The organism is Streptomyces sp. BB1-1-1 (assembly GCF_031597775.1).
Lineage (GTDB): Bacteria > Actinomycetota > Actinomycetes > Streptomycetales > Streptomycetaceae > Streptomyces > Streptomyces thinghirensis.
In genome coordinates, this window is record NZ_CP134203.1 from 826,440 (window position 1) to 849,719 (window position 23,280).

The 23,280-nt window shown below is 73.0% G+C and carries 25 protein-coding genes and 2 pseudogenes; 12 read left to right on the forward strand and 15 right to left on the reverse strand.

Annotated elements, in window-relative coordinates:
• The first annotated feature begins 9 nt into the window (after positions 1-9).
• Positions 10-225 (forward strand): hypothetical protein, encoded by a 216-nt coding sequence (locus RI578_RS03750; protein WP_310869703.1) that lies wholly within the window; start codon positions 10-12, stop codon positions 223-225.
• On the opposite strand, the gene RI578_RS03755 is transcribed toward RI578_RS03750, so the two are convergent.
• From RI578_RS03755 to RI578_RS03765, 3 genes are all read right to left on the reverse strand, one after another.
• The gene (locus RI578_RS03755) at positions 202-1,110 is read right to left on the reverse strand and encodes a cytochrome c oxidase assembly protein (RefSeq protein ID WP_310869704.1); all 909 of its coding nucleotides are present in this window, start codon (positions 1,108-1,110) and stop codon (positions 202-204) included. The two genes, RI578_RS03750 and RI578_RS03755, sit on opposite strands and share 24 nt — an antisense overlap.
• On the reverse strand, positions 1,110-1,676 hold the full coding sequence (locus RI578_RS03760) for a DUF2243 domain-containing protein (RefSeq protein ID WP_310869705.1): 567 nt from the start codon (positions 1,674-1,676) through the stop codon (positions 1,110-1,112). The genes RI578_RS03755 and RI578_RS03760 overlap by 1 nt, the downstream gene beginning before the upstream one ends.
• 144 nt (positions 1,677-1,820) lie before the next feature.
• A complete protein-coding gene (locus tag RI578_RS03765) occupies positions 1,821-2,450 on the reverse strand; it encodes a sigma-70 family RNA polymerase sigma factor (protein WP_310869706.1) in 630 nt (209 codons plus the stop codon).
• A gap of 203 nt (positions 2,451-2,653) precedes the next feature.
• Between RI578_RS03765 and RI578_RS42670 the strand changes: the two are divergent.
• The 3 genes and pseudogenes from RI578_RS42670 to RI578_RS03780 all read left to right on the forward strand — a co-directional run.
• Positions 2,654-2,758: pseudogene (locus RI578_RS42670) on the forward strand (MerR family transcriptional regulator); the annotation flags it as partial.
• Between the two features lie 597 nt (positions 2,759-3,355).
• Positions 3,356-4,069, forward strand: coding sequence for a B12-binding domain-containing protein (locus RI578_RS03775; RefSeq protein ID WP_399063017.1), 714 nt, complete (start codon positions 3,356-3,358; stop codon positions 4,067-4,069).
• Positions 4,059-4,502, forward strand: a complete 444-nt coding sequence (locus RI578_RS03780) for a TIGR03618 family F420-dependent PPOX class oxidoreductase (RefSeq protein WP_310869707.1) — start codon at positions 4,059-4,061, stop codon at positions 4,500-4,502. The genes RI578_RS03775 and RI578_RS03780 overlap by 11 nt, the downstream gene beginning before the upstream one ends.
• A 13-nt stretch (positions 4,503-4,515) precedes the next feature.
• Here RI578_RS03780 and RI578_RS03785 read toward each other — a convergent pair whose 3' ends face one another.
• Positions 4,516-6,642 (reverse strand): MMPL family transporter, encoded by a 2,127-nt coding sequence (locus RI578_RS03785; protein WP_310869708.1) that lies wholly within the window; start codon positions 6,640-6,642, stop codon positions 4,516-4,518.
• 140 nt (positions 6,643-6,782) lie between these two features.
• On the reverse strand, positions 6,783-7,289 hold the full coding sequence (locus RI578_RS03790; protein ID WP_310869709.1) for a MarR family winged helix-turn-helix transcriptional regulator: 507 nt from the start codon (positions 7,287-7,289) through the stop codon (positions 6,783-6,785).
• A gap of 107 nt (positions 7,290-7,396) precedes the next feature.
• On the opposite strand from RI578_RS03790, the gene RI578_RS03795 reads away from it, so the two are divergent.
• Positions 7,397-8,974 carry an SDR family oxidoreductase gene (locus RI578_RS03795; RefSeq protein ID WP_310869710.1) on the forward strand — a complete coding sequence of 526 codons (1,578 nt, stop codon included), beginning with the start codon at positions 7,397-7,399 and terminating at the stop codon, positions 8,972-8,974.
• Positions 8,975-9,111: 137 nt separating this feature from the next.
• Positions 9,112-10,488: a deoxyribodipyrimidine photo-lyase gene (locus RI578_RS03800; RefSeq protein ID WP_310869711.1), complete on the forward strand. Its 1,377-nt coding sequence runs from the start codon at positions 9,112-9,114 to the stop codon at positions 10,486-10,488.
• Between the two features lie 39 nt (positions 10,489-10,527).
• On the opposite strand, the gene RI578_RS03805 is transcribed toward RI578_RS03800, so the two are convergent.
• The 4 genes from RI578_RS03805 to RI578_RS03820 all read right to left on the reverse strand — a co-directional run bounded on the left by RI578_RS03805 (position 10,528) and on the right by RI578_RS03820 (position 12,982).
• Positions 10,528-10,983, reverse strand: a complete 456-nt coding sequence (locus RI578_RS03805) for a hypothetical protein (RefSeq protein WP_310869712.1) — start codon at positions 10,981-10,983, stop codon at positions 10,528-10,530.
• Between the two features lie 73 nt (positions 10,984-11,056).
• Positions 11,057-11,389 carry a DUF3140 domain-containing protein gene (locus tag RI578_RS03810; RefSeq protein WP_310869713.1) on the reverse strand — a complete coding sequence of 111 codons (333 nt, stop codon included), beginning with the start codon at positions 11,387-11,389 and terminating at the stop codon, positions 11,057-11,059.
• A 6-nt stretch (positions 11,390-11,395) separates the two neighbouring features.
• Positions 11,396-11,629, reverse strand: a complete 234-nt coding sequence (locus RI578_RS03815) for a DUF2945 domain-containing protein (protein WP_310869714.1) — start codon at positions 11,627-11,629, stop codon at positions 11,396-11,398.
• 48 nt (positions 11,630-11,677) lie between these two features.
• Positions 11,678-12,982, reverse strand: coding sequence for an NAD(P)/FAD-dependent oxidoreductase (locus RI578_RS03820; protein ID WP_310869715.1), 1,305 nt, complete (start codon positions 12,980-12,982; stop codon positions 11,678-11,680).
• A gap of 213 nt (positions 12,983-13,195) precedes the next feature.
• Between RI578_RS03820 and RI578_RS03825 the strand changes: the two genes are divergently transcribed.
• The gene (locus RI578_RS03825) at positions 13,196-13,996 is read left to right on the forward strand and encodes a thioesterase family protein (protein ID WP_310869716.1); all 801 of its coding nucleotides are present in this window, start codon (positions 13,196-13,198) and stop codon (positions 13,994-13,996) included.
• A 33-nt stretch (positions 13,997-14,029) separates the two neighbouring features.
• On the opposite strand, the gene RI578_RS03830 is transcribed toward RI578_RS03825, so the two are convergent.
• The 3 genes from RI578_RS03830 to RI578_RS03840 form a co-directional block, all read right to left on the reverse strand.
• Complete coding sequence (locus tag RI578_RS03830) at positions 14,030-14,284, reverse strand: VOC family protein (RefSeq protein ID WP_399059403.1); 255 nt, start codon at positions 14,282-14,284, stop codon at positions 14,030-14,032.
• Positions 14,281-15,282 (reverse strand): NADPH:quinone reductase, encoded by a 1,002-nt coding sequence (locus RI578_RS03835; protein ID WP_310869717.1) that lies wholly within the window; start codon positions 15,280-15,282, stop codon positions 14,281-14,283. The genes RI578_RS03830 and RI578_RS03835 overlap by 4 nt, the downstream gene beginning before the upstream one ends.
• A 103-nt stretch (positions 15,283-15,385) precedes the next feature.
• Entirely contained in the window at positions 15,386-15,931 is a 546-nt protein-coding gene (locus RI578_RS03840; protein WP_310869718.1) for a DUF2269 domain-containing protein, read from the reverse strand.
• Positions 15,932-16,122: 191 nt separating this feature from the next.
• Between RI578_RS03840 and RI578_RS03845 the strand changes: the two genes are divergently transcribed.
• The 4 genes and pseudogenes from RI578_RS03845 to RI578_RS03860 all read left to right on the forward strand — a co-directional run.
• A complete protein-coding gene (locus RI578_RS03845; RefSeq protein ID WP_310869719.1) occupies positions 16,123-16,548 on the forward strand; it encodes a hypothetical protein in 426 nt (141 codons plus the stop codon).
• Positions 16,549-16,958: 410 nt separating this feature from the next.
• The gene (locus RI578_RS03850) at positions 16,959-17,624 is read left to right on the forward strand and encodes a hypothetical protein (RefSeq protein ID WP_310869720.1); all 666 of its coding nucleotides are present in this window, start codon (positions 16,959-16,961) and stop codon (positions 17,622-17,624) included.
• A 349-nt stretch (positions 17,625-17,973) separates the two neighbouring features.
• The gene (locus RI578_RS03855; protein ID WP_310869721.1) at positions 17,974-18,369 is read left to right on the forward strand and encodes a hypothetical protein; all 396 of its coding nucleotides are present in this window, start codon (positions 17,974-17,976) and stop codon (positions 18,367-18,369) included.
• Positions 18,370-18,457: 88 nt separating this feature from the next.
• Positions 18,458-18,819: pseudogene (locus RI578_RS03860) on the forward strand (DNA alkylation repair protein); the annotation flags it as partial.
• Positions 18,820-18,871: 52 nt separating this feature from the next.
• Here RI578_RS03860 and RI578_RS03865 read toward each other — a convergent pair.
• The 3 genes from RI578_RS03865 to RI578_RS03875 form a co-directional block, all read right to left on the reverse strand.
• Positions 18,872-19,549, reverse strand: coding sequence for a response regulator transcription factor (locus tag RI578_RS03865; protein ID WP_310869722.1), 678 nt, complete (start codon positions 19,547-19,549; stop codon positions 18,872-18,874).
• Positions 19,550-20,734: a histidine kinase gene (locus tag RI578_RS03870; protein ID WP_310869723.1), complete on the reverse strand. Its 1,185-nt coding sequence runs from the start codon at positions 20,732-20,734 to the stop codon at positions 19,550-19,552.
• Between the two features lie 115 nt (positions 20,735-20,849).
• The gene (locus RI578_RS03875; RefSeq protein ID WP_310869724.1) at positions 20,850-21,740 is read right to left on the reverse strand and encodes a GNAT family N-acetyltransferase; all 891 of its coding nucleotides are present in this window, start codon (positions 21,738-21,740) and stop codon (positions 20,850-20,852) included.
• 85 nt (positions 21,741-21,825) lie between these two features.
• Between RI578_RS03875 and RI578_RS03880 the strand changes: the two genes are divergently transcribed.
• A complete protein-coding gene (locus tag RI578_RS03880; protein ID WP_310869725.1) occupies positions 21,826-22,536 on the forward strand; it encodes a 2-phosphosulfolactate phosphatase in 711 nt (236 codons plus the stop codon).
• The last annotated feature ends 744 nt before the right edge of the window (positions 22,537-23,280 follow it).

Below are 23,280 nucleotides of genomic sequence, written 5' to 3' on the forward strand. Positions count from 1 at the left end.
ACCTGCGGCGTGGTTACCGTTGCCGTCCTACTGCTGCCCGCAATGGGGCTGCTGTTGTTCACCATGACGTATCTGGAGGACCGGCTGTTCGGCGATGCGGGCCAGGCCCGGCACGCCCGGCGCCGGCACTTGCGTCTCATTCCGGGCGGCAGAGCCGAGGAGGCCCGGCCGGCCCGGAACCCGAAGCCGGCCGGGCACCGCTCACCCGACCGGGACGCCGCCTGACGAGGCCGGTCCCGCCGATACGGCTCCCCGGCCGGTCCGCGGGCGCCGGCTCCGGCGTTCGGGGCGCCAGGTGGCCACCAGTGCCGCGGCGAGCAGGAGTTCGGCGATGTCCCCGGCGTAGTACATGATCTCCGCGCCCTGCTGGACCTGGTCGACGGGCGCGTGGATGTGGACGAGGAATCCGCCGTACATCGCCTGGGCGATCAGGGCGTGGGCGGCGATCGCGACGCCCAGGTACACCAGCCGGGCCGGGACGCCGGGCCGCGCGGGAGCGGGGTCGGGGCCGGCGACGGCGTGCGCGAAGAGGCATCCGGCGGCCAGGAAGTGGGCGTTCATCAGCCAGTGCCCCGCGGGGTGGCTCATCGCCGTGTCGTACAGCGGGGTGAAGTACAGCACCCCCAGGGTGCCCGTGCTCAGCGCGAGCGCCACCGCGGGGTGGGTCAGCAGGCGCGCGGCGCGGCCGTGCAGCAGGGTGGTCACCCGGCGGGCGCCGACCGGTGGCAGGGTGCGCAGCGCCAGGGTGACCGGCGCGGCCAGCACCAGTGCGAGCGGGGCGTACATGCCGATCAGCATGTGCTGGGCCATGTGCCCCCGGAAGTCGTGGTGCGCGGCCGGTCCCAGCGGTGGCAGCAGGGCGACGGCCAGCAGCGCCAGCCCGCCCAGGAACGCCGCCGACCGCCAACCGCTCCAGCCCTGCACGGGGTTGCGGCGACGAGCGCGGCGTACGGCGAGCAGGTAGCCCCCGGCCGCGGCGAGGACGATCGCGAGGACCAGCACGGTGGGTGCCGCGTCGAGCACCCCTTCGCCGCTGCCGGAGCCGTCGTGGGGCACGGAGTGGGTGCCGTCGTGGGCGCCGCCGTGGGCGCCGCCGTGTGCGCCGTCCATCAGGCCTGGCCCCGGGGCCGTGCGGTGCCGCGGGGGGTGTCGGGGTCGAAGGGCTGTCCGCCGCGCTGGAGCAGATGACCGCCGACCAGGAACAGGGCTCCCAGGACGAGGAAACCGGCGTCCCACCATGCCTGGTGCGGGCCGGCGTAGACATGATGGATGCCCAGGATGTGGTGGTCCAGGACGCCTTCGACCAGGTTGAACAGGCCCCAGCCGACGAGGATCCAGCCCCACAGCACCCGCGAGGCCCACACCGCCCGCCGGTTGTGTGTGACCCGGGAGTACAGGAGGCCCAGGCCGAGCAGCACGGCGATCCAGCACACGGTGTGGAAGACGCCGTCCCACACCGTGTTCATCTCCAGCCCGGAGACGGTGTTCGGGTCGTAGTACTTCACGCCGATGCGGTCGTCGTTGGTGCTGGTGAGCATGTGGTGCCACTGGAGGAGCTGGTGGAGCAGGATGCCGTCGACAAAGCCGCCGAGCCCGACCCCGAGGACGATGCCGGGCAGCCGGATGCTGTTCGGTGCCGTCGTGGCCGCTCGGGTCTCACCTGTCGTGCTGGCCATCGCCTGTACTCCGTCCCGTCGGCGGTGTGCGCGGACCTACGGGACACGGTTTCCCGTTCGGCGGGCCGGTGTCACCCACTGGCGGGATCGTTCCACCGTTTCGCGTCAGCCTCCTCGATGGCTCGCATCACTCTTGTGGCGGAGCTACGAGGGGGTCCGCGGCACGTCCGCCTCCCGCAGCCGGTGGCCGAGCCGGCGCAGGCCGCGGCGGGCGTGGCTCTTGACCGTGCCGAGGGGCCATCCGGTCAGCCGGGCGATCTGCGTGTGCGTCAGGTCGTCGTAGAAGGCGAGGCCGAGGACACGGCGCTGCGGTGCGGGCAGCTTGGCCAGCTCCTGGCCGACGACCATCCGGTCGAGTACGGCTTCCGGCCGGTCGGCCGTGTCGTACGGGGTCTGCGCGAGCCGGGCGCCGGCCGCCGCCACGAGGTCGGCGCGCCGGGTGCGGGCCGTCAGCGCGTCGGCGATCTTGCGCCGGGCGATGCCGACCAGCCAGCCGGCCAGTACGCCCCGCGCGGGCACGAAGGTGTGGCGGCCCCGCCATGCGGCCAGGAACACGACCTGGGTGACGTCCTCCGCCTCCCGAGCGTCGCCCAGCGCCCGCTGCGCCAGCGTGAACACGAGGCCGCTCCATCGGTGGTAGGCGGCCACCAGGCACGCCTCCTCGCCGCGCACGAACCCTTCGGCCAGTTCCTCCTCGGCGAGCGGTTCCGCGGCCGCCGCCGGCGAGGGGGGCGGAACGGGGGCGGGCCCCCCGGTGGGCCACTGTGCGGTCATGATGGCTGCTGCTCCTTCACGAGTCGGCCGGGCTCCGGCCGGTCCAGCCTGGAAAGGACGGCCACGGGCGGGCAACTCGCAGCGAATGTGCGTCGTATGGTGTGGGGGTGTCCGGGGTGGAAGGTGTGAGCGACGACGGCGCGGGACCGGGCCCGGCGGACGACGTCGGTGTCACGACCGGCGCCCTGGCCCGACGGCTCGGCGTGTCCCCGACGACGATCAGATCGTGGGACCGGCGCTACGGGCTGGGTCCGGCCGACCGGGAAGGCGGCCGGCACCGGCGCTGGCGGGCGGCGGACATCGCGGTGCTGGAGGAGATGTGCCGGCTGACCGCCACCGGGATCCCGCCCGCCGAGGCCGCCCGCGCGGCGAGGACCGCCGAACGGCGGGACCACGCCGGGGCACACGCGGACCGGACCACACCCTCGACGCCGGCCGTCCGGCGCCCGACGCCGGGCACCACGCCGCACACGCCCGGCACCGCGCCCCACACATCGGGCGCCACGCCCTCCACGCCGAGCGCCGTGCCCCGGACACCGAGCGACGCGCCCCGCACACTGGGCGACGCATCCTCAACGCCGAGCGCGGCGCCCCGCACACCGAGCGCCGCGCCCCACACATCGGGCGCCACGCCCCCGACGCCGAGCGCCACGTCCTCCACCCCGAGCGCCACGCCCCGCACACCGAGCGCCACGCCCTCCACGCCGAGCGCGGCGCCGTCCACGCCTAGCGCCGCGCCCCGCACGCCGGGTGCCACGTCACCGAGGCCCGGGGTCGCATCTCCGGCACCGGGCGGTCCGCCCTCCGCGCCAGGCCCTTCGCCCTCCGCCTCGGCGCCCGGCACCGCGCCGCCAACGCCGGCACCGGGAGGTGCTCCGCCCCCGCCCTCCGTCGCCGTCCCCGGCATGCGCGTGCGGGCCGGTGGCAGTGGGCTGCCGCTCGGTGATGTGCGGCGTGAGGCGCGAGGGGTTGCCCGGGCCTCGGTGCGGCTGGACTCGCCGACGGTGCAGCACCTGCTGAACGCCTTCGTCCGGGAGCACGGCGTCGTAGCCGCGTGGGAGGACGTGATGATGCCGACGCTGCACGCGGTGGGCCGCAAGTGGCAGTCCAGCGGCGACCGTTACGTGGAGGTCGAGCACCTGCTGTCCTGGCACGTCTCCACCGCCCTGCGCAGCGCGCCGTTGCTCCGGCCCTGCCCCGAGCCGCCGCCGGAGGCGGCACCCGTGCTGCTCGCCTGTCTCCCGGACGAGCAGCACACGCTGCCGCTCGAAGCGCTCGACGCGGCGCTGCGCGAGCGGGGCACGGCGACGCGCATGCTGGGCGGCGCCGTACCGGCGGAGGCGCTGACCGCCGCCGTGCGCCGCACGGGACCGGGTGCCGTCGTGCTGTGGTCCCAGACGCGGTCCACGGCCGACTCCCCCCTCGCCCGCCGCCTCGCCGACACGCGGTGGGGCGTCAGGGGCGCCCGGCGGGGCCCCGTCGTGCTGGTCGCCGGTCCGGGGTGGGGACACCGGGCGCTGCCGGGGCTGCCGCGGCCGCGCGAACTGGCCGAGGCACTGACCATGCTGTCCCGGACGGGAACAGGCACAGCTCACGCGAGGAGACCCGGTGAACACTGAGGAACGGCACGCCACGGACCCGGACGCGGAGTTCGTGCGCTTCTGGCAGGAGCGCCGGGTGTGCTTCCTGTCGACCCAGCGTGCCGACGGGACCCCGCACCTGGTCCCGATCGGGGTGACGTACGACCCCGTCACCCGTACGGCACGCGTCATCACGAGCCGGGGTACCGCGAAGGTGCGCAACGTCGAGCGGGCGGAGAGTCCCGTCGTCGCCGTGGGTCAGGTGGACGGCCGGCGCTGGTCCACGCTGGAGGGCGTCGCGACCGTGCGGGACGACGCCGAGGCGGTCCGCGACGCGGAGGCGCGGTACGCGGCCCGCTACCGGCAGCCCCGGGCGAACCCGGAGCGGGTCGTCATCGAAATCGCCGTCCGGCGCTTCCTGGGCACGGTGCGCCCCCTCGCGCCCTCCGGGAGCGACGCCCCCGGGGGGTGAGAGCCCCGAGGGGTCAGTCGCCGCTCCCGGGGCGGGCAGCGGGCGCCTCGGCCGCCCCGGCCGGTGACCGGCGGCCGAGTCGCCCGGGCCACCACGCGACGGCGCCGATGTCGCGGGCGAGCGCCGGGACGAGCAGCGAGCGCACCACGAGCGTGTCCAACAGGACGCCGAAGGCCACGATGAAGGCGATCTGCACGAGGAAGGCCAGCGGAATCACCCCGAGGGCGGCGAACGTGGCGGCGAGGACGACGCCGGCCGAGGTGATCACGCCGCCGGTGGCGGTCAGCCCGCGCAGGATGCCCTCCCGTACCCCGTGGTCCAGCGCTTCCTGCCGTACCCGGGACATGAGGAAGATGTTGTAGTCCACGCCGAGGGCGACCAGGAACACGAACCCGTACAGCGGCACGGACGCGTCGGTGCCGCTGAAGCCGAACACGTGGGTGAAGACGAGGGCCGAGACGCCCAGCGTGGCCAGGAAGTTCAGCGCCACCGTCGCCACGAGCAGCACGGGCATCAGCAGGGAGCGCAGCAGGACGATCAGGATGACCAGGATGATGGCGAGGACCACGGGCACGATGAGCGTGCGGTCGTGTTCGGCGGTGCGCTGGGTGTCGTACTGCTGGGCGGTGTAGCCGCCGACGAGGGCGTCCGCGCCGGGCACGTCGTGGACGGCCGACCTCAGCCGGGCCACGGTGCTCTTGGCGGCGTCGCTGTCCGCGGGCGCCTGGAGCGTCGCGTCGATCCGTACGCGCCCGTCGACCACCTTCGGTTCGCCGCCGCCGGGCCGGCCGGAGGCGGTCACCGCGGCGGCGGTGGCGACGCCGCGGGTGTCGCGGGCCGCCGCGAGGACGGGGTCGAGACGGTCGGCGTCCGCGATGATCACGGCGGGGTTGCCGGAGCCGCCCGGGAAGTGCCGCGCCAGGGTCTGCTGGGCGGCGACGGAGGGCGCGTCGTTCACGAAGATCTCGTCCAGCGGTACGCCCTTGGAGGTCAGGGTCGGCGAGAACGCGGCGCAGGCCAGCAGCGCGGCGAGGGAGATCGCCCAGATGCGGCGCGGGGCCCGGTCCACGAGTTCGGCGATGCGGTGCCACAGGCGGTGCCCGGCGTCCGGATCGCCGGTCCGGACGGGCTTGGCCGGCCAGTAGGCGGCCCGGCCGAGCAGGACCAGGACGGCGGGCAGGAAGGTGAGCGTGCTCAGTACGGCGCAGACGATGCCGATGGCCCCGACGGGCCCGAGCGCGCGGTTGTTGGTCAGGTCGCTGAGCAGCAGCGCCAGCAGGCCCAGGGCGACGGTCGCCGCGCTGGCGACGACCGCTCCCCAGGAGGCGCGCAGGGCGGCGCGGACGGCGCTGAATCGGTCCGGGTGCCTGGCCAGTTCCTCGCGGTAGCGGGCGGTGAGCAGCAGCGCGTAGTCGGTGGCGGCGCCGATGACCAGGATGGAGAGGATGCCCTGGACCTGTCCGTCGACGCGTACGACGTCGCGGTCGGCGAGCGCGTAGACGATCGCGCAGGCCAGGCCCAGTGCGAAGACGGCGCCGAGGATGATGACGAGGGGCAGCAGGACGCTGCGGTAGACGAGCAGCAGGATCACCAGCACGGTGACCAGTGCGACGCCGAGCAGCAGCCCGTCGATGCCCGCGAAGGCGTCGGAGAGATCGGCCTGGGAGGCCGCCGGCCCGGCGAGCTGGGCCTGGGTGCCGGGCACCTGCCCGGCGGCGTCCCCGATGCGCTCCAGGACGTCGGGCAGGCGGTCGCCGAGGTCGGGCTCGACCTGGACGACGGCTTGGAGGGCCTCGCCGTCGTCGGAGGGCAGGGCGGGCGTCGCGGGACCGACGACCCCGGGCTGCCCTTCGAGGCCCACGACCGACCGGGTGGCCGCCGCCCGGTGTTCGGTGACGGCGCCGCCGCCGTCCGCGGTCCACACGACGATCACCGGGAGGGTCTCGTCCTGCTGGAAGGCCTTCTGCGCGTCGACGACCCGGGTGGACTCGGCGCTGCGGGGCAGGAAGGCGGCCTGGTCGTTGGTGGCGACCTCGCCGAGCTTTCCGGCGTACGGGCCGAGCGTTCCACCGATGCCGAGCCAGATCAGGAGGAGGACGACGGGGACGAGCCAGCGGGCTCGTCGGGAGGGCATGGACATCGGTCTTCGGGTCTCCAGGTCTCCAGCGGCACGAAAGCGACTCGATCATAAACAATCTCAATGATTGAGTTACCAGGGGACGACGTGACACACCGACTTCTGCCCCGTCCCGTCCTCCGGATGCGGCACGCGCCGGGGAATCAGCGGCCGTCGGACCGCATCAGCCGCAACTCCTCGTTCATCGCCGCCAGAAAGCGGAGCACCGCCGTCAGTTCGCTGTCGTCGAAGCGCGCGCAGGTGGCGGCGGCGGCCTCGGCCAGTGGGCGGAAGTACGTCCGGGCCGCCGCCCGGGCGTCGGGCACGTAGTGCAGATGGACGACCCGGCGGTCGGCGCTCTCCCGGACCCGGCGCACGTGCCCGGCGCGCTCCAGCCGGTCCACGCACGCCGTCACCGCGCCCGAGGTCAGCCCCAGGTGTTCGCGCAGCCGCCCCGGCGTCATGGGCTCCTGTGCGTCCAGGATCGCCGCGAGCGCCTGGACGTCGGTGGCGTGCAGCCCGTGCTCGCCGGCGAAGCTCTGCACGAGACGGTTGATCTCGCCGTTCATCCGCCGGAGCTCCGCGGCGAGGACGTACAGGTCGCTCGCCCCGGACCCGGCTCCGGTCCCCCGTTCGTGCGCGTGCTGTCCGCGCTGGTTCGCTGTCGCCACGCGATCAGCGTATAGAAGGGTCAACCTGGGTCATCGCGCATCCACCGCGGTCCCCGAGCGGGAAGTGATCACCGCGACGACTTCCCGTGCGAGACGGAGCCTGCCCCATGAGCGAAGGACACGGCCGCGTGAACGGCGACGGCGGCGCCGACAACGACGGGGGAGGCGGCGGAGCGGGGCTGCGCTGTCTGGTCACCGGTGCCACGGGGTACATCGGCGGCCGGCTCGTGCCGGAGCTCCTCGCCGCCGGGCACCGGGTGCGGTGCCTGGCCCGTTCCCCGCACAAGCTGCGCGACCACCCCTGGGCCGGGCAGGCCGAGGTGGTACGGGGGGACGTCACGGACGCGGACTCGGTGGCCGGGGCGATGGAGGGCATCGACGTCGCCTACTACCTGGTGCACGCGCTGGGCGGCGGCGGGGACTTCGAGGAGACCGACCGGCGGGCGGCGCGCACCTTCGCGGAGCGGGCGGAGGCGGCCGGGGTACGGCGCATCGTCTATCTCGGCGGCCTGACGCCACCGGGCGTACCGGAGCACGACCTGTCGCCGCACCTGCGCTCCCGCGCTGAGGTCGGCCGCGTCCTGCTGGCCTCCGGGGTGCCCACGACCGTCCTGCGGGCCGCGGTCGTCATCGGCTCCGGGTCGGCCTCCTTCGAGATGCTGCGCTACCTCACCGAGCGGCTGCCCGTGATGGTCACGCCGAGCTGGGTCCACACCCGTATCCAGCCGGTCGCCGTCCGGGACGTACTGCGCGCCCTCGTCGGCAGCGCGCGCATGCCGGGCGACGTCTCCCGCGCCTTCGACATCGGCGGACCGGACGTCCTCACCTACCGGGACATGATGGTCCGGTACGCCGGGATCGCCGAGCTGCCGCGGCGGCTCATCCTGCCCGTGCCGATGCTCACTCCCGGCCTGTCCAGCCACTGGGTCGGCCTGGTCACCCCGGTGCCCGCGTCCATCGCGCGCCCGCTCACCGAGTCGCTGCGGCACGAGGTGGTGTGCCGCGAGAACGACATCGTCCGGTACGTGCCGGCCCCGCCGGGGTATCCGCTCGGCTTCGACGACGCCGTCCGGCTGGCGCTGCAACGCGTGCGGGACGCCCGGGTCACCACCCGCTGGTCCTCCGCGTCGGTGCCCGGGGCGCCGAGCGACCCGCTGCCCACCGACCCCGACTGGGCGGGAGGCAGCCTCTACACCGACCACCGTGCGCTGACCGTCGCCGCGCCGCCCGACGCGCTGTGGCGGGTCATCGAGGGGATCGGCGGCGACAACGGCTGGTACTCCTTCCCGCTCGCCTGGGCGGTACGGGGCTGGCTGGACCGGCTGGTCGGCGGGGTCGGCCTGCGCCGCGGGCGCCGGGACGCCGCCCGGCTGCGGGCCGGTGACTCGCTCGACTTCTGGCGGGTGGAGGAGATCGTCCCCGGCCGTCTGCTGCGCCTGCGCGCGGAGATGCGGCTGCCGGGACTGGCCTGGCTGGAGATGTACGCCGAGACGGACGACGCGGGCCGGACACGGTACCGCCAGCGTGCCCTGTTCCATCCGCACGGGCTGGCGGGCCACGCCTACTGGTGGAGCGTGTGGGCCTTCCACTCCGTGGTGTTCGGCGGCATGGCCCGCAACATCGCCCGCGCCGCCGCACGGGACCCCCGGCCGTCCGGCCCGGTGCGGGACGCCCCCGCCTCCTGAGCCCGGCGGCCGCGCCACCCCCGGCGCACCTCCCGAGTCGGTACCGCGTGCGGGGCGCGCGCCGACCGGCCTTCCGCACCCCACCGTCCAGAGCACGCGGCAGCCCCCTCCCGCATCCCGTACCACCGAGGAGCGCCATGACCACGTCGGTCGTCCTGTTCACCCGCGACCTGCGGCTGCACGACCATCCGCCGCTGCGCGCCGCTCTCGACGATTCCCGGGCCGTCGTGCCGCTGTTCGTCCGCGACCGCGCCGTCGACGCCGCCGGTTACGCCGCGCCCAACCGGCTCGCCTTCCTCGCCGACTGTCTGCGGAGCCTGGACGCGGGGCTCCGGGAGCGGGACGGGCGGCTGATCGTCCGCTCCGGTGACCTGGTCGAGGAGGTGTGCGCGGTGGTCGGCGAGGCGGACGCCGACGAGGTGCACATGGCGGCCGACGTCAGCGCGCACGCGCACCGGCGTGAGGAACTCCTGCGGGCCGCACTCGAGGCCCAGGGCTGCAGGCTGCACGTCCACGACGCAGTGACCACCGTGCTGGCCCCGGGGTCCGTCACCCCCGCCTCCTCCGACCACTTCGCCGTCTTCACTCCGTACTTCCGGCGTTGGGGCGAGCGCCCGGTCCGGAACGTCCTGGCCGCACCCCGGAGGATCCCCGTCCCGGACGGCGTCGGATCACAGCCGCTGCCCTCCCGCGGTGACCTGCCGGGACTGTCCCCGGGGCTGCCCGCCGGCGGTGAGGAGGAGGCCAGGAAACGGCTGGCGGCCTGGCTGCGCGACGGCATCACCGGTTACGCGGAGCACCACGACGACCTGGCCGGTGACGCCACCTCCCGTCTCTCGCCCTACCTGCACTTCGGTGCCCTCTCCCCCGTCGAGCTGGTCCACCGCGCCCGCCGCAAGGGCGGCCCCGGCGCCGAGGCGTTCGTACGGCAGCTGGCCTGGCGGGACTTCCACCACCAGGTCCTGTCCGCACGTCCGCACGCCGCCTCGCTCGACTACCGCACCCGGCACGACCGCTGGCGTACCGGGACGGAGGCGGAGGAGGACGTCGCCGCGTGGCAGGACGGGCGCACGGGTTACCCGATCGTCGACGCCGCGATGCGCCAACTGCGGCACGACGGCTGGATGCACAACCGGGGCCGCCTGCTGACCGCCAGTTTCCTCACCAAGACGCTCTACGTGGACTGGCGGGTCGGTGCGCGGCACTTCCTGGACCTGCTCGTGGACGGCGACATCGCCAACAACCAGCTCAACTGGCAGTGGGCGGCGGGCACCGGGACGGACACCCGCCCCCACCGGGTCCTCAACCCCACGACCCAGGCACGGCGCTTCGACCCCGCAGGAGCGTACGTCCGGCGCTGGGTGCCCGAGCTGGCGGGCCTGGAGGGACGGGCCGTGCACGAGCCGTGGCGACTGCCCGGCGCGGAGCGGGCCGCGTACGACGCCTATCCCGACCCGATCGTGGACCTCGCCGAGGGCCTGGACCGTTTCCGCCGGGCCCGCGGACGCGACTGACCGGGCGGGGCGCGCACCCTCTCGGGGGCCGGGCGGCCGTCAGGTGAAGGGGCTGTTCGGCGTACGGGTGCCGGGGCTGTCGGGGCGGGCCGTGTGGTCCGGGTGGTTCCGGGTCCGGCGGGCTTCCTTCATCTCCGCCTCGTACAGATGGTCCCGGCCCTCGGCGAGCCGCTCCACCGCCGCGCGCTCCAGGTCCTTGAACGCCTCGTAGTACGTCCGGTCGTAGGCCTCGACGATCTGGAACGTCCAGTGGCCGGGGATGACGTTGCGCCCGAGGATCTCCCTCTCGACCCGCTCGGCCCACTCCACGTGGCCCGCCTTGCGCAGCAGTGCCACCGCGCGGTCCAGTTCCAGGTCCGCCGTGCCGGTGAGCTGGTGGAAGGAGAACAGGTGCCCACGGGCACGCTCGGTCGTCTCCAGCGCCTTCGACAGGGACCCGAGTGCTTCCACGGTCTCGTCGCTGACGTTCTCGGGGCGCCGGTGCGGGTCTTCCATACCGTGGTGGTTCCTTTCCGTACGAAGGGCCGGTATGCGGGTCGATGCGGGTATCGGTGCTCGCGAGGAGGCGTCACGCCAGCGGGTCGTGGCCCCAGTTCATGAGCGAGTACCGCCAGCGGGTGTCCTGGACGTCGCCCGAGGGACGCTGGGCCAGGTGTCGGCGGATGTAGCCGACGACCTTGCGCATGTGCTGGTAGTCGTCGTCCGAGAGGTCGCCCTTCTTCGTCCGCAGGATGTCGACGATCCTGCGTCCGGACGCGTGCCCGGTGGACTCTCCCCCGTCCTTGTGCTGTCCGGCGTCCTGTGACCGGTCGGCGGCCAGCCACTTCTCCAGTTCGGCCGGCGTCATGTTCACCAGCTCGCGGAAGCCGTCCCAGGCCTCCTTCTGCTCCTCGCCGTCCATGCCGCCTCACTTCCTCTTCTTCTTCAGCGCGGACGGCTTGTGCACCGCGGACTTGCCCGACTTCTCACTGCGGACCTGGTACTGCGGGTCGTCGGGAGAGGCGTCCACCGTGCGGCCCGCGGCCTCGGTCCGCTCGGTGATCTTCTTCTCGACCTCGCCCCCGGTCCGGGTGCCGTGGGTGCTCCATTCGACCTCGTCGCCCTTCTTGAGGTTCTCGCCCTGGTCGCGGTTCTTCGCCATCTCGGTACTCCTTCGCTTGCCGGTCGCTCGCGCAGGCCGGAGAACGGGTCACGGTCGAAAGCCGTCTCTCCGGTGGTTCCCGGGGAGCTCGCCCTTCGGATGCGGTCCGGTCCACAGGTCAGCCAGGACGTCGCGGGCGGCCCGGCTGCCGGAGGCCAGAGCGCCCTGGACCGATCCGGTGGCGCGGTGGTCCCCGCACACGTAACGGCCCTCGGCCCAGCGTGTGTCGCGGTTCAGCGGCCACGGGGGCCGCATCGCCGGGAGCGCGTCCTCGACGGTGTACGTGGCGACCGGTCGCCAGTCGGCCGTGTCGGTGCCGTACAGCAGCGCCGCCCGCCGGCGGACGGCGCTCTCGCCGTCCGGTGCGTCCGCGCCCAGGACCGACGTGGAGACCAGCGCGGTGCCCGGCGGCGCGTAGGTGGGGCTGACCTCGGTGAGCACGCAGGTGTTGAGGACGGCGAGCGTGCTGTCGACCACGAGGGTCGGCTCGGGCAGCGGTGAGCGGCCGGTCGCGTGGTAGTAGGTGGTGACGGTCCGGCCGGGCGGCACGTCGAGCCCCGGCAGCAGACGTGCCGCGGTGGCCGCGTCGGTGGCCACGACCACGGTGCCGGCCGGTCGTTCGGTGCCGTCGTGGAGCAGCACGCCCCGGTCGGTGAGGCCGCGGACCGGTGAGTCCAGCCGCACGGTGCCCTCGGGGAGCCGGGCGGCCAGGAGGCGCGGCACACTGCCGATCCCCTGGGCCGGGAGGCAGAGGGTGCCGCGGGCCATGCTGCGCCACACGAGGTGGAAGAAGCGGGCCGACGTCTCCAGTTCCGGCTCCAGGAACACGCCGGCCAGGAAGGGGCGCAGCAGGTGGTCGACGGCGTCGCGGGACAGTCCGCCGCGCGCCAGGGCCTGGGCGGTGGTCCGGTCCCGGCCGCGTTTGAGGAGGGCGGTGGGAGCCAGCGCGTCCCGGGCGGTGAGGCCGGCCAGGGCGGCGAGGTCCCGGGCTCCCAGGGCCCGGCCCGGCAGCAGACCGCCGGCTTCGCGCGGGCGCCGGGTCGGGTCGGTGAGGCGCGCGACGCCGGACGGTGTGTGGGCCAGTACCCCGGGGGTGAACGGCCGCAGGCGCAGCCTGCGCAGCGGCAGCAGCCGCCGGACCTGCGGATAGGCGGTGTTGAAGACCTGGAAGCCGCGGTCCAGGAGGAAGCCGTCCCGGCGGTCCGTGCGCATGCGCCCGCCGACCTCGTCGGAGGCCTCGTGGACCATGACGCGCAGGCCGGCGCGGGTGAGGCCGAAGGCGCAGGCCAGCCCGGCGAGGCCGCCCCCGACCACGATGACGTCCGGTTCCCGGCCGTGCCCGGTGCTCACCATGCGTGCTCCTTCCGGCTCCACAACAGCCTGAGCCCAGCGCGGGGGTCACACCACTCGGACGGAGCCCCGCCGGTCGCCGCGCGCCGGCCGGGGCGGCGGTCCCACGGCCCCCTCCGGGGGCGCCGGACCCGTCGTCCGGGGCCGAACTATCCTGGCCCCGGCGCCGCCGTCCACCGCCTCACTCGTCACCGCCGTCGTTCCAGGAGCAGCCCGTTGAACACCAGCACAGCGACCCCGGACAGCTACTACGAGCGCATCGACGAGCACCGCTACAAGCCCACGGTCCACGCCGGCGGGGCGTGGAGCGCGGACGAGCAGCACTTCAGTCCGCTCGGGGGCCTGATCGTCCACGCCGTCGACCGCCACCTGGCCGAGCGTGCCGGTGCCGGCCTGTCACTGAGCCGGATCAGCTTCGACATCCTCGGTCGCCCGGCTCTGGACGAGTGCGAGATACGGGTGGAGACCGTCCGGCCCGGGCGCACCATCGAACTGGTCGAGGCGACCGTACTCATCGCCGGCCGGTCCGTGGCACGGGCCAGGGCGTGGCTGCTGGCCGACGTGGACACCAGCGCCGTCGCCGGTGGCGCCGCCGACCCGCTCACCGCGCCGGAGACGCTCGAACCCTGGCCCATGGCCTCCGAGTGGCCCGGCGGATACATCGCCTCCCTGGACGTACGCCCGCTCGCCCCGCCCCGGCCGGGCCGCACCACCGCCTGGGTCGCCACCGGGCTCGACCTGGTCGCCGGGGAGGCCGCGAGCCCGCTGGCGTCCTACGTGGCGCTGGTCGACACGGCCAACGGCATCGCGGTACGGGAGTCGCCGGCGGAGTGGATGTTCCCGAACGTCGACCTGACGCTGCACCTGCACCGCGCGCCGCGCGGCCGCTGGACCGGCCTGGACACCACCGTCGTCTTCGGCCCCTCCGGTCAGGGCATCACCAGTACGGTGCTGCACGACGTGGACGGCCCCGTCGGACACGCGCAGCAGCTGCTCACCGTCCGCCCGCAGCCGTGAGCGGCCGGCGGCCCGTCCGCGCCCGACGACGCGTCAGCCCCGGCTCGCCGGCGGGTCGGCGAGGATGCCGTCGAGCAGTCCGGTGGCCTGGCCCACTTCGATCAGGTAGCCGTCCGGGTCCCGCAGACAGCACCGGAGTTCGGCCTTCCGGCCGATCGGCTCAGTGAGGAACTCCGCGCCGAGCGCGCTCCACTCGCGGTAGCAGCGCTCGATGTCGGCCACCCGGATGTTGAGGAAGCTCGTGGCCGTCCCCGGATCGGCCGGTCGCCGGGCCGGAAAGACGATCAAGAGGGTGTGAGGACCAGCCGCCCTCGCACCTCGCCCGCTTCCAGCCTGCGGTGCGCCTCCGCCGTCATCGACAACGGCAGCCGGTCGGCGATGCGCGGGCGCCACGGCGTGTCTCTCAGCACGCGTACGACGCCCTCCGCCGCCTCGGCGAGGTCGGCGGTCGTGGCGTTGCTGATGGCGAAGCCCACGATGCTCGCGTCCTTGGTGTAGAGCCGGCTCACCGGCAGTCCGGCGGGCCCTGAGCCCAGCCCGACCATCGCCACCAGGCGCCCGCCCGGCGCCAACAGGTCCACGGCGTCGGCGAGCGTTCCGTGTCCGGACGTGTCCAGGTGCACGTCGTAGCCGTGGGGTGCGGCCCGGCGCGAACGCTCGACGAGAGCCGGCGCCCGGTGGTCGAGGACCTCGGCGGCGCCCAGTTCCCGGACGGCCGCGGCGTCCTCGGCACGCGCCGTGGCGACCACCCGCGCCCCGGCCCGGGAGGCCAGGGCCACGGCGGCGCCGCCCACGTTTCCGGCGCCGCCCCCGATGTACACGGTCTCCTCCGGCCTCAGTCGCCCGTGCCGGAACAGCGCCAGCCAGGCCGACGCCGCCGGGTGGGCGGCCGCCACTAGGTGTTCCCCGTCGATGTCGCGCGGTGCCGCGTAGAGGCGTTCGGCGGCGACCGTCGCGTACTGGGCGCAGGATCCCTGCCGGCCCGCGTGGCCCAGGCTGTTGCACCACACCCGCTGCCCGGGCGTGAAGCCCGCCGCGCCGGGGCCGGCCAGGGCGACCTCGCCCACCAGGTCACGTCCGACGACGAAGGGGAACGGCACCGGTGTGGCGTACGCCCCCGACCGTACGAAGGTGTCAACGGGGTTGACGGCCACGGCGTCGACCCGCACGAGCACGTCCGTGGGGCCGGTCGACGGCACGGGGAGCCGCCCGTATCGGATGCGGTCGGCCGGGCCGACGGAGTCGATGTACGCCGCGCGCATCAGGTCGGGGGCTGTGCCGGTCATGCCCTCATGCTACGAACCGGCCGGTCCCGGCGCAGCGCCGGCCGACGGCGGAGGGCTGCGGCGTCATGTCCCCGCGCAGGAGGACCGCCCGGGGCCGGCCTGTTCACACTCCGGCGGTGCGGGTGCGGGTGCGGTGGTCGCGCCCGCCGGACCCGGCCGCCGCTCGCAGCCGCCGGCCGCGCCGTGTCGGCCCCCAGGGCTTGAGGAGCGAGATCACCGTCATGAAGACGTAGGCGGACAGGGAGACGACCGGCCCGAACAGCACGTCGCCCGCGTCGGGCAGCGACTCGCCCGCGGCGACCGCGGCAACGGCCGAGTTCACCCCGGGGCGCAGCGCGAAGACCGTGGCGGTCGCCGTGGCCAGCGTCAGCCAGAACTTCGTGTACACCCACCGGTGCCGGGCCAGTCCCCAGGGAGTGCCCAGGGCCAGCACCACACCGCTCGACAGGGTCAGGAAAGCGAGGGGGAGCAGGAGCCAGTCGGCGAAGAGCTTCATGCCACGGACACTGGCCTCCACGGTCACCGCGGAAGCGGTGGTGGCGGCGGTGGCCCCGAGCGCCAGCAGCCCGAGCGAGAGCCCGAGCCAGCCGGCGGAGGCGACGACATGGACGATGAGGGAGACCCGGCGGGCGGGACGGCTGAGTTTCACCCCACCCACGCTGCCGGGCGGCGGCCGTGAAGACGTCCGGCGACGGGAGTAACCCCGTGTACTGACCCGGGCGTACGCGACGAGACGCCGCCATGCCCCGAACGGCGCAGCCGTCGCTCTCCCGCCCTGCCGGGCGCCGCCGTGCGCCCTAGGCTGACACGCGTCCGAAGGAAACGCCGCTAGGAGTTCTCATGCGTCTGCCCATCGAACTCAGGCATGTCGCCCCACGACTGGCGACCGGGGCCTTCATGCTCAACTCCGGGCTGTCGAAGCGCGGGGCCGATGAGCAGACCGCCGCCATGCTGCACGGAATGGCGAAGAACACCTATCCGTTCCTCGGCAGGCTGCGGCCCGCGACCTTCGCCCGGCTGCTCTCCGCCGGTGAGACGGCGCTCGGCGCCGCGCTGCTCCTGCCGATCGTACCGACGGCGGTGGCGGGTGCCGGCCTGACGGCGTTCTCCGCCGGGCTGGTGGGTCTGTACCTGCGCACGCCCGGCATGCGCGAGGAGGGCAGCCTGCGCCCGACCCAGGAGGGCACGGCCTTGGCGAAGGACACCTGGATGCTCGGCATCGGGATCGGATTCGTCGTCGACGGACTCACCCGCAGGGGCCGGTGACGGCACACCGCCCACACCAAGTGGCCGCGACGGTAACGAGAAGCATCACCGCCCTGAACGGAGAACCACGGAATCCATAATGCCGTGTGATTCCGTTCAGCTTTCGCCGATTCAACGCCAGAGCACTGCTGAAACGCACGTCACATCACTATGCTGAAGCCGCTTCGCCGAGTTGGCGCAGCGGCTGCCGACGTGCCCGGGGAGGGGCGCCGACCGCAGTTGTCGGGGGTGCGGGGAAATCGGGGGAACGGCGGGTGCTGTACCTTCCTCGAATATCTCGAAATCTCGAGTATCTCGGATATTGCGCATGTCGCGAATATCTCGAGAGGCCGACCAGACCCGTCGCGGGCCCATTGTCTCGCCACCCCCGGAATTCGTTCGACGAGAGCTGAGGAATTCCCGTGAGACGCATGACCTCCGTACTTCTTTCCCTGAGCGCCCTGCTGGCGACCTCCGCCCTGGCCGCTCCCGCGGCCGTGGCCGCCCCCGGGGCCGACCGGCCGGCCGCCGTGCCCGCCGGGTGGGAGGCGGTGAACGCGAGCGATCTGGCGCGGATCACCGAGGAGACGGGCGCCCGGAAGGCGCCGCTCGCCGCCGGTGACGGCACCCTCGCCGCGGAGGCGGAGCCGGAGCTGCTGGCCATGCAGTCGGCCCGCAACGGCAGGTTCGTGGCCACCGAGGTGAACTACGCCGCCCCGAACACCGGCGTGCTGCGGGCTCGTTCGGCCGAGTTCGGCGGCTCCTGGGAGAGCTTCGCCTTCGAGTGGGACGAGGCCACCGAGACGTACGCCCTGAGGTCCCTGGCGAACAACCGCTACGTGGCGGTGGAGAAGAACTTCACCGGCAGCGCGCAGAACGTGCTGCGTGCCCGTTCCACGAGCGTGGGCGGCTGGGAGCGGTTCTTCGTGTACTACAACGAGGACCTGGACCGCTGGGCGCTCCAGTCCACGCTGAACGGTCTCTTCGTCACCATGGAGAACGGCTACACCGGATCCCTCCAGTACGCGCTGCGCGCCCGCTCCACCGACATCACCGGCTCCTGGGAGGAGTTCGTCCTGTACGACCTCGGCGCCTGACACCCGCGCCGTCGAACCACCGGTGCCTGTGCGGAACTTGGGCACCGGTGGTTCGCTGGGCTACGTCGAACCGGAATTCCTGGCGCGACATCACCTTGTGGATCTGTGGCGGCGAGGCAGCCGCTACCGGGCCATCGACAGGGGCCGGCGCTGGACATCGGCTGCGGCGAGGGCGCGCTCACCGCGCACCTCCCGAGAAGCCCTCGGACCCCAAGACTGCGATGCCGCCGACGTGGAACCTCTCACCACGGTAGGCCAGGTGAACGCCACTGGTCGAGCACGGCGCGTTTTGTCTCTTTCCTCCTGGTGACCCGTACGGCGTACACCCACGTGCGACGAGGTGAGAACCATGCTGGTGCTGGGTCTCCTGCTCATGGCGGGTGCCGCCGCCTTCGCGGGGCTACTGATCGCGGACAATCTGTCCGGCGGTCCGGACTACACGGTGTCCCTGCTGGGGAGCGATCCCTTCACGATCAGCACGCTCGGGGCGTTCCTCGGCGGTATCGCGCTGACCCTGATCTTCGGCCTGGGGATGTGGATGCTGCTGGCCGGAACGGTGCTGGCGCGCCATCGCAGCAAGAAGCGCCGCAGGGACCGTGACACCGCCACGCGGGCCGCCGCGGAGCGCGACGACCTGGCCGGCCGCATGGAAGGCGAAGGCGGCAGTGGCACGGGCGGCGAGCCGGCAGGACATCGTCGTCCGACCACCCACCGGCCGCAGTGGCTCCGGCCCCACGGCCGCTGACGGGGGCGGGTCCGACCGCCGCCCCCTTCGGCCGGCGACGTCAGGCTGCGCGCGGTGAACGAGAGACACGGTGACGATCACGGCGTACCCGCACTCCGAGGAGCTGTGCCTGGCCTGGTCCGCCGATCCGGCGATCCGGATCCGCTGGTCGCGAGCGCCGGCTGGGCGCTGACCATCGAACGCGTGGCGAAGAAGCCCGACGGTCTCGACCTCGCAGGGCTGCTCGACGTCATCGAGGCGGAGATACGGGACGCCCCGGAGCGTCTGCAGTGGGCGATGAACCGCTGCCTGGCTCAGATCGGGATCGAGCACGCCGAGCACCGCACCCGTGCGATCGGCATCGGTGAGCGCCTGGAGGTGCTCAAGGACTATCCGACTCCCCCGGGCCGCACGTCTCCGTACGCGCCCACCTGGATCACCGAGATCGTGCGCCGCCGACACGACGGGTAACGGGTAACGGGTAGTAACGGTGAGGGGCCGGCACCTTCTGTCGCCGGGCCGGTCATTCCTCCGCGTCGCGGACCAGGAGTGCGATCTGTACCCGGTTCTCGGCCGCCAGCTTGGCGAAGAGGCTGCCTGTGTGTGCCTTGACGGTCGCGATGCTGATGCGCAGTTTCCGGGCGATCTCCGGGTTGCCCAGTCCGTCCGCGATGGCCCGAGCGGTTTCGAGTTCTCGTTCGGTCAGTGTGGACAGCTGCTTCCGTGCGGCTTCGCGGGATGACTTGCGAGCGTGGGAGGACTGCGGGCCGGTGGCCGCGGCGATCACCCGTGCCGTGGCCGCCGGGGACAGCACGGGGTTGCCCTCCGCGACGGTGCGCACCGCGTCGAGGATCTGCGACGGCTGGGTGTCCTTGAGGACGAACCCGAGTGCTCCGGCGCGCAGTGCGCCGAGCACCAGGTCGTCGGAGTCGAACGTGGTCAGCATGAGCACCCGGGGCGGCGCCGGCCGGGCGACGAGTTCCCGGGTCGCACTGAGACCGTCACGGCCGGGCATCCGGACGTCCATCAGCACGACGTCCGGCCGCTGCTCGCCCACCGCGGTGATCGCGGCGTCCCCGTCGGCCGCCTCCGCGACGACGGTCAGGTCCGGCTCGCCGTCGATGACGAGCCGCAGGGCCATGCGCACCAGCTGTTCGTCATCGACGATGACGACACGCACCGGTTCCCGCTCGCTGTCCACTCATGTTCTCTTTTCGTGGGTGGCGTTCGGCCAGGGTAGTCGTGCGGTGAGGACGTAGCCGTCGTCGGGTGTGGGGTGGTGGTCGAGTTCTCCGCCGACGAGATCGACTCGTTCGGTGAGACCGAGCAGGCCGAACCCCGATGCCGGTGGCTGTGCGGACCCGGTGGTGGCCGGGGAGTTGCGGACTCCGACGTCGAGTCGGCCGCCCGCTGGTCCTTCGAGGGTGATGTGTATGTGTGCGCCTGGAGCGTGTTTGGCGGCGTTGGTCAGCCCCTCCTGGACGACCCGGTAACAGGTGCGTCCGACGGCGTCGGACGGCGTTCCCGTCACCGTGGTGGTGAGCGTCACGTCCAGTCCGGAGGTGCGGGCGTCGGCCACCAGGCCGGGGATCGCCTCGAAGGAGGGCTGTGGCGCTTCCGGGTGGCCGGGGTCGGCCCGGAGCACGCCGAGGACGTCCCGTAGTTCTTCCAGGGCCTGGTGCGAGCCCTCGGCGATGCCGCGGACCAGCACCCGGCTCTCCTCGGCTCCGAGGTCGCCGCGGTGATCCAGCACTCCGGCCTGCATGGCGACCAGCGAGATCCGGTGCGCGAGCACGTCGTGCATCTCGCGGGCGATCCGGTTGCGTTCCAGGGCCCGTGCCTGCGCCGCTCGTGCGGTCTGTTCCCGTTCCGCGCTCTCCGCCCGGTCCCGCAAGGACCGCACTTCGACACGCCGTGCCCCGATGGCCATGCCCACGGCCACCGCGATGCCCGCGGTCAGTGCCGGGAAGGCGAGTTGGAGCCACCACGAGCCGGGCGGACTCTGGACCGGGTAGAACCCGACAGCGAACTGTGAGGCGATCACGTAGGCGAGCACGACGATCCCGATCTCCACCGGGCGACGACGGGCGGAGATCGATCCCAGCGCCACGAGCGCGGCGCCGGTGGCGAGTGTCGACGCGGCCGAGGCGATCGCGACCGTCAGGGCGACGGCGAGCGGGAACCGCCGCCGCCACCAGAGCGCCGTCAGGCAGCCGAGTGCCACCAGCGGGTCACCGATGAAGAACCAGGGGCCCGTTTCGGCCGCCTGCCCCCGTGCCAGCAGCACACCGGTGGAGAGCCAGGCCGGTACGCCCATTGCCGCGGCCGCCGCCAGCCGCCAGGTCTGCTGCCACCACCCGAGCCGTGGCGCGACGTCCGTGTTCACCTGGTCATTATCGCGAAACGGTGCCGCCGCCGAGTCAGCCGCAGGGCTGACGCGCGCCCTGGACCAGAGTCGAATCAGCGCCTCCCCCTCGACGGTGGGGCGGGCGGAGTGGGCTTCAGCGTTCCTGGCGCTCACCAGGCCGCGGTTCGGCGTACGCGAAGTCGTACGGCGCCCAGTCGGTGACCCGGCGGTACCCGAGGCGCTGGTAGAGGGCGTTACTGGTGGGGTTGGCCGCGTTCGTGTACAGCACGACCTCCGTGGCGCCCGAGGTGAGCGCGGCCCGGCTCACCTCGGCCGTCACGGCGGCCGCGTAGCCACGTCCGCGGAGGTGAGCCGGGGTGTAGACGGGGTCCACCCGGACCATTCCGGCGACCAACGGGTTCACGCCCGCTATGGAGACGGGGGTGCCGTCCGGGGTCTCCCAGAAGGTGTAGCGCTTCTCGGCGAAGCGCGTGCCGGCCCAGGAGCCGGCGTCGATGGTGACGGTCTCCCCGAGGTCTGCGGCGAGTTCGCGGCACCAGCGCATGAGGTCGTCGTGGTCCTGCTCGTCCAGGATCCGGCCGCGGCCCTCCGGGTGCGGTTCCGGCGGGGTGAGCGTGCCGAGGCGGTACAGGTGCATTCGGACGCGGAGCGTCGGCGTCGCGCCGGTGTGCCGCTGCCAGGCCTCGGCGAACGCGGTGGCGGTGTCGTGGTCCGCGGTGACGCCGGAAAGAGTGTGACCGAGGCCGTGCAGACGGGCGGCGAGGGCGTCGGCCCGTTCGGGAGAGAGCGGGGTGAGGGTCAGCCGGCGGGTCGACGGACGGAAGAAGATCGCCCGGGTCTCGCCTTCCGACTCCAGCCGGCCGAAGAGGACGGTACCGGGCTCGAACGCGCCCGGCCGGGTCCGCCACTTCTCCATCACGGTGAGCGGTGTGTTGTGCAGGACGGGGCGCGAGCGGAGGAAGTCCCCGGCCCGGGCGAGGAAATCGTCGATGTCTTCGGTGAGGTGCCAAGCATCCGAACGCATGCTTCATGATCCCGCAGGCTCTCGTTCCCGGGGAGCGGTGTGCCAAATCGGCCCCGTGCGCTGTGGGAAGCGGCAGGATGGTGCGATGGACCATCACTTCGTCGGCATACCGGAGTTGACCGGCGTTCCCCGTGTCGCTGTCGTCATCGACGTCATGCGCGCCTTCACCGTGGCTGCCTGGGCCTTCTCACGCGGCGTCGAGAGAATCGTCCTGGCCTCGACGGAGAGAGAGGCACTTGCCCTGAAGGAGAGCCACCCGGGTTGGCTGGCCCTGAAGGACGGAGCTCCGGCAGCGGGCTTCGACGCGGTGAACTCACCCGGCTTGCTCAGGTCATGCGATCTCGCCGGCCGCACGCTGGTGCAGAAGACGACGGCGGGAACCGTGGGCGCGCTGGCCGTGGCGAACGCACCACTGGTCCTGTGCGCGAGTTTTGTGGTGGCCGGCCCGACCGCGCGGTTCCTGCGAACCAAGGAGCCCCGCCCGGTGACGTTCGTGGTCACCGGTGAGGGAGGCCGGGCCGACGAGGACCTGGCCTGCGCCGAATACATCGGCCGGTCCATCGCCGAGGACGGCGTCGAGGCGGCCCCGTATCTCCACCGCGCGAGGACTTCTCGTGCCGCGGCCGATCTCACCGGTGGGCTGCGGAGCGGATACCACCCGGACGACGTCGGTCTCTGCTTGGAGATCGACAGGTTCCCCTTCGCGATGGTGGCTCGCCAGGAAGACTCTCTGACGGTGCTCCGTCCCGTCGCGGAGGTGCGCCAACCGTCGGCCGACACACCGATCTCGCTCTGAAACGGTCAGTTGAGCCCACGCAGCACCAGCCGTACAACTCCCATGACTCCTCGCCAGATCCACCCCAGCAGTCCTGCCTCCACAGCGATCTCAGCGGCGGTTTCAGCAGCGTCCGTCCGGTCCGACTCGGACCGGCACCGGGCACAGGAACGAGGCCAACCGCGCTTTTGCGCACGGCACTTCTTGCATATCGCCATGACCTCATTCTCTACTGCCGCCGCACCCCCTGCCGCATCAACTCTGGACTGGATGCGGTACAGCACGAGCTCGACCTGCGAGCCCGGCGGCTCCGAGCCCGGCCGCCTGCTGATGGGCGCGGCACCCCGTGGAGTCAACGCTCACGTCCCACCTGATCGCTCACGTCACGTCGGCCACGGCCGGCAGGCGGGTAAGCATCCGGTGCCGTCGAGAGGTCAGCAGCCTCCCGGCAGCGTGCCAAGCGCTGTCCATACGGTGTCTGGACTCAAGGGCAGGGTCGTAGGGGCGCCCAGGACTTGTCCGGCCGATCACGCGCGGAACCGGATAACGAGGGTCGCGGCCGCGCTTGTCGTAGCCCGTTGCTGTAAGCACGGAAGCCCCGCGAGCGGCCCAGGCACTCAACGACATGCCCCGACCACAGCCAGGTGGCTTCGTCCGGACCGGCCCCCGAAGGATCCCCTGTCCCGACTGTCGTCCGTCTGAGATTTTCGCATGGTTGCTTCGGTACCCGACAGCATCACCGATCAAGGATGGATGGATGGATGT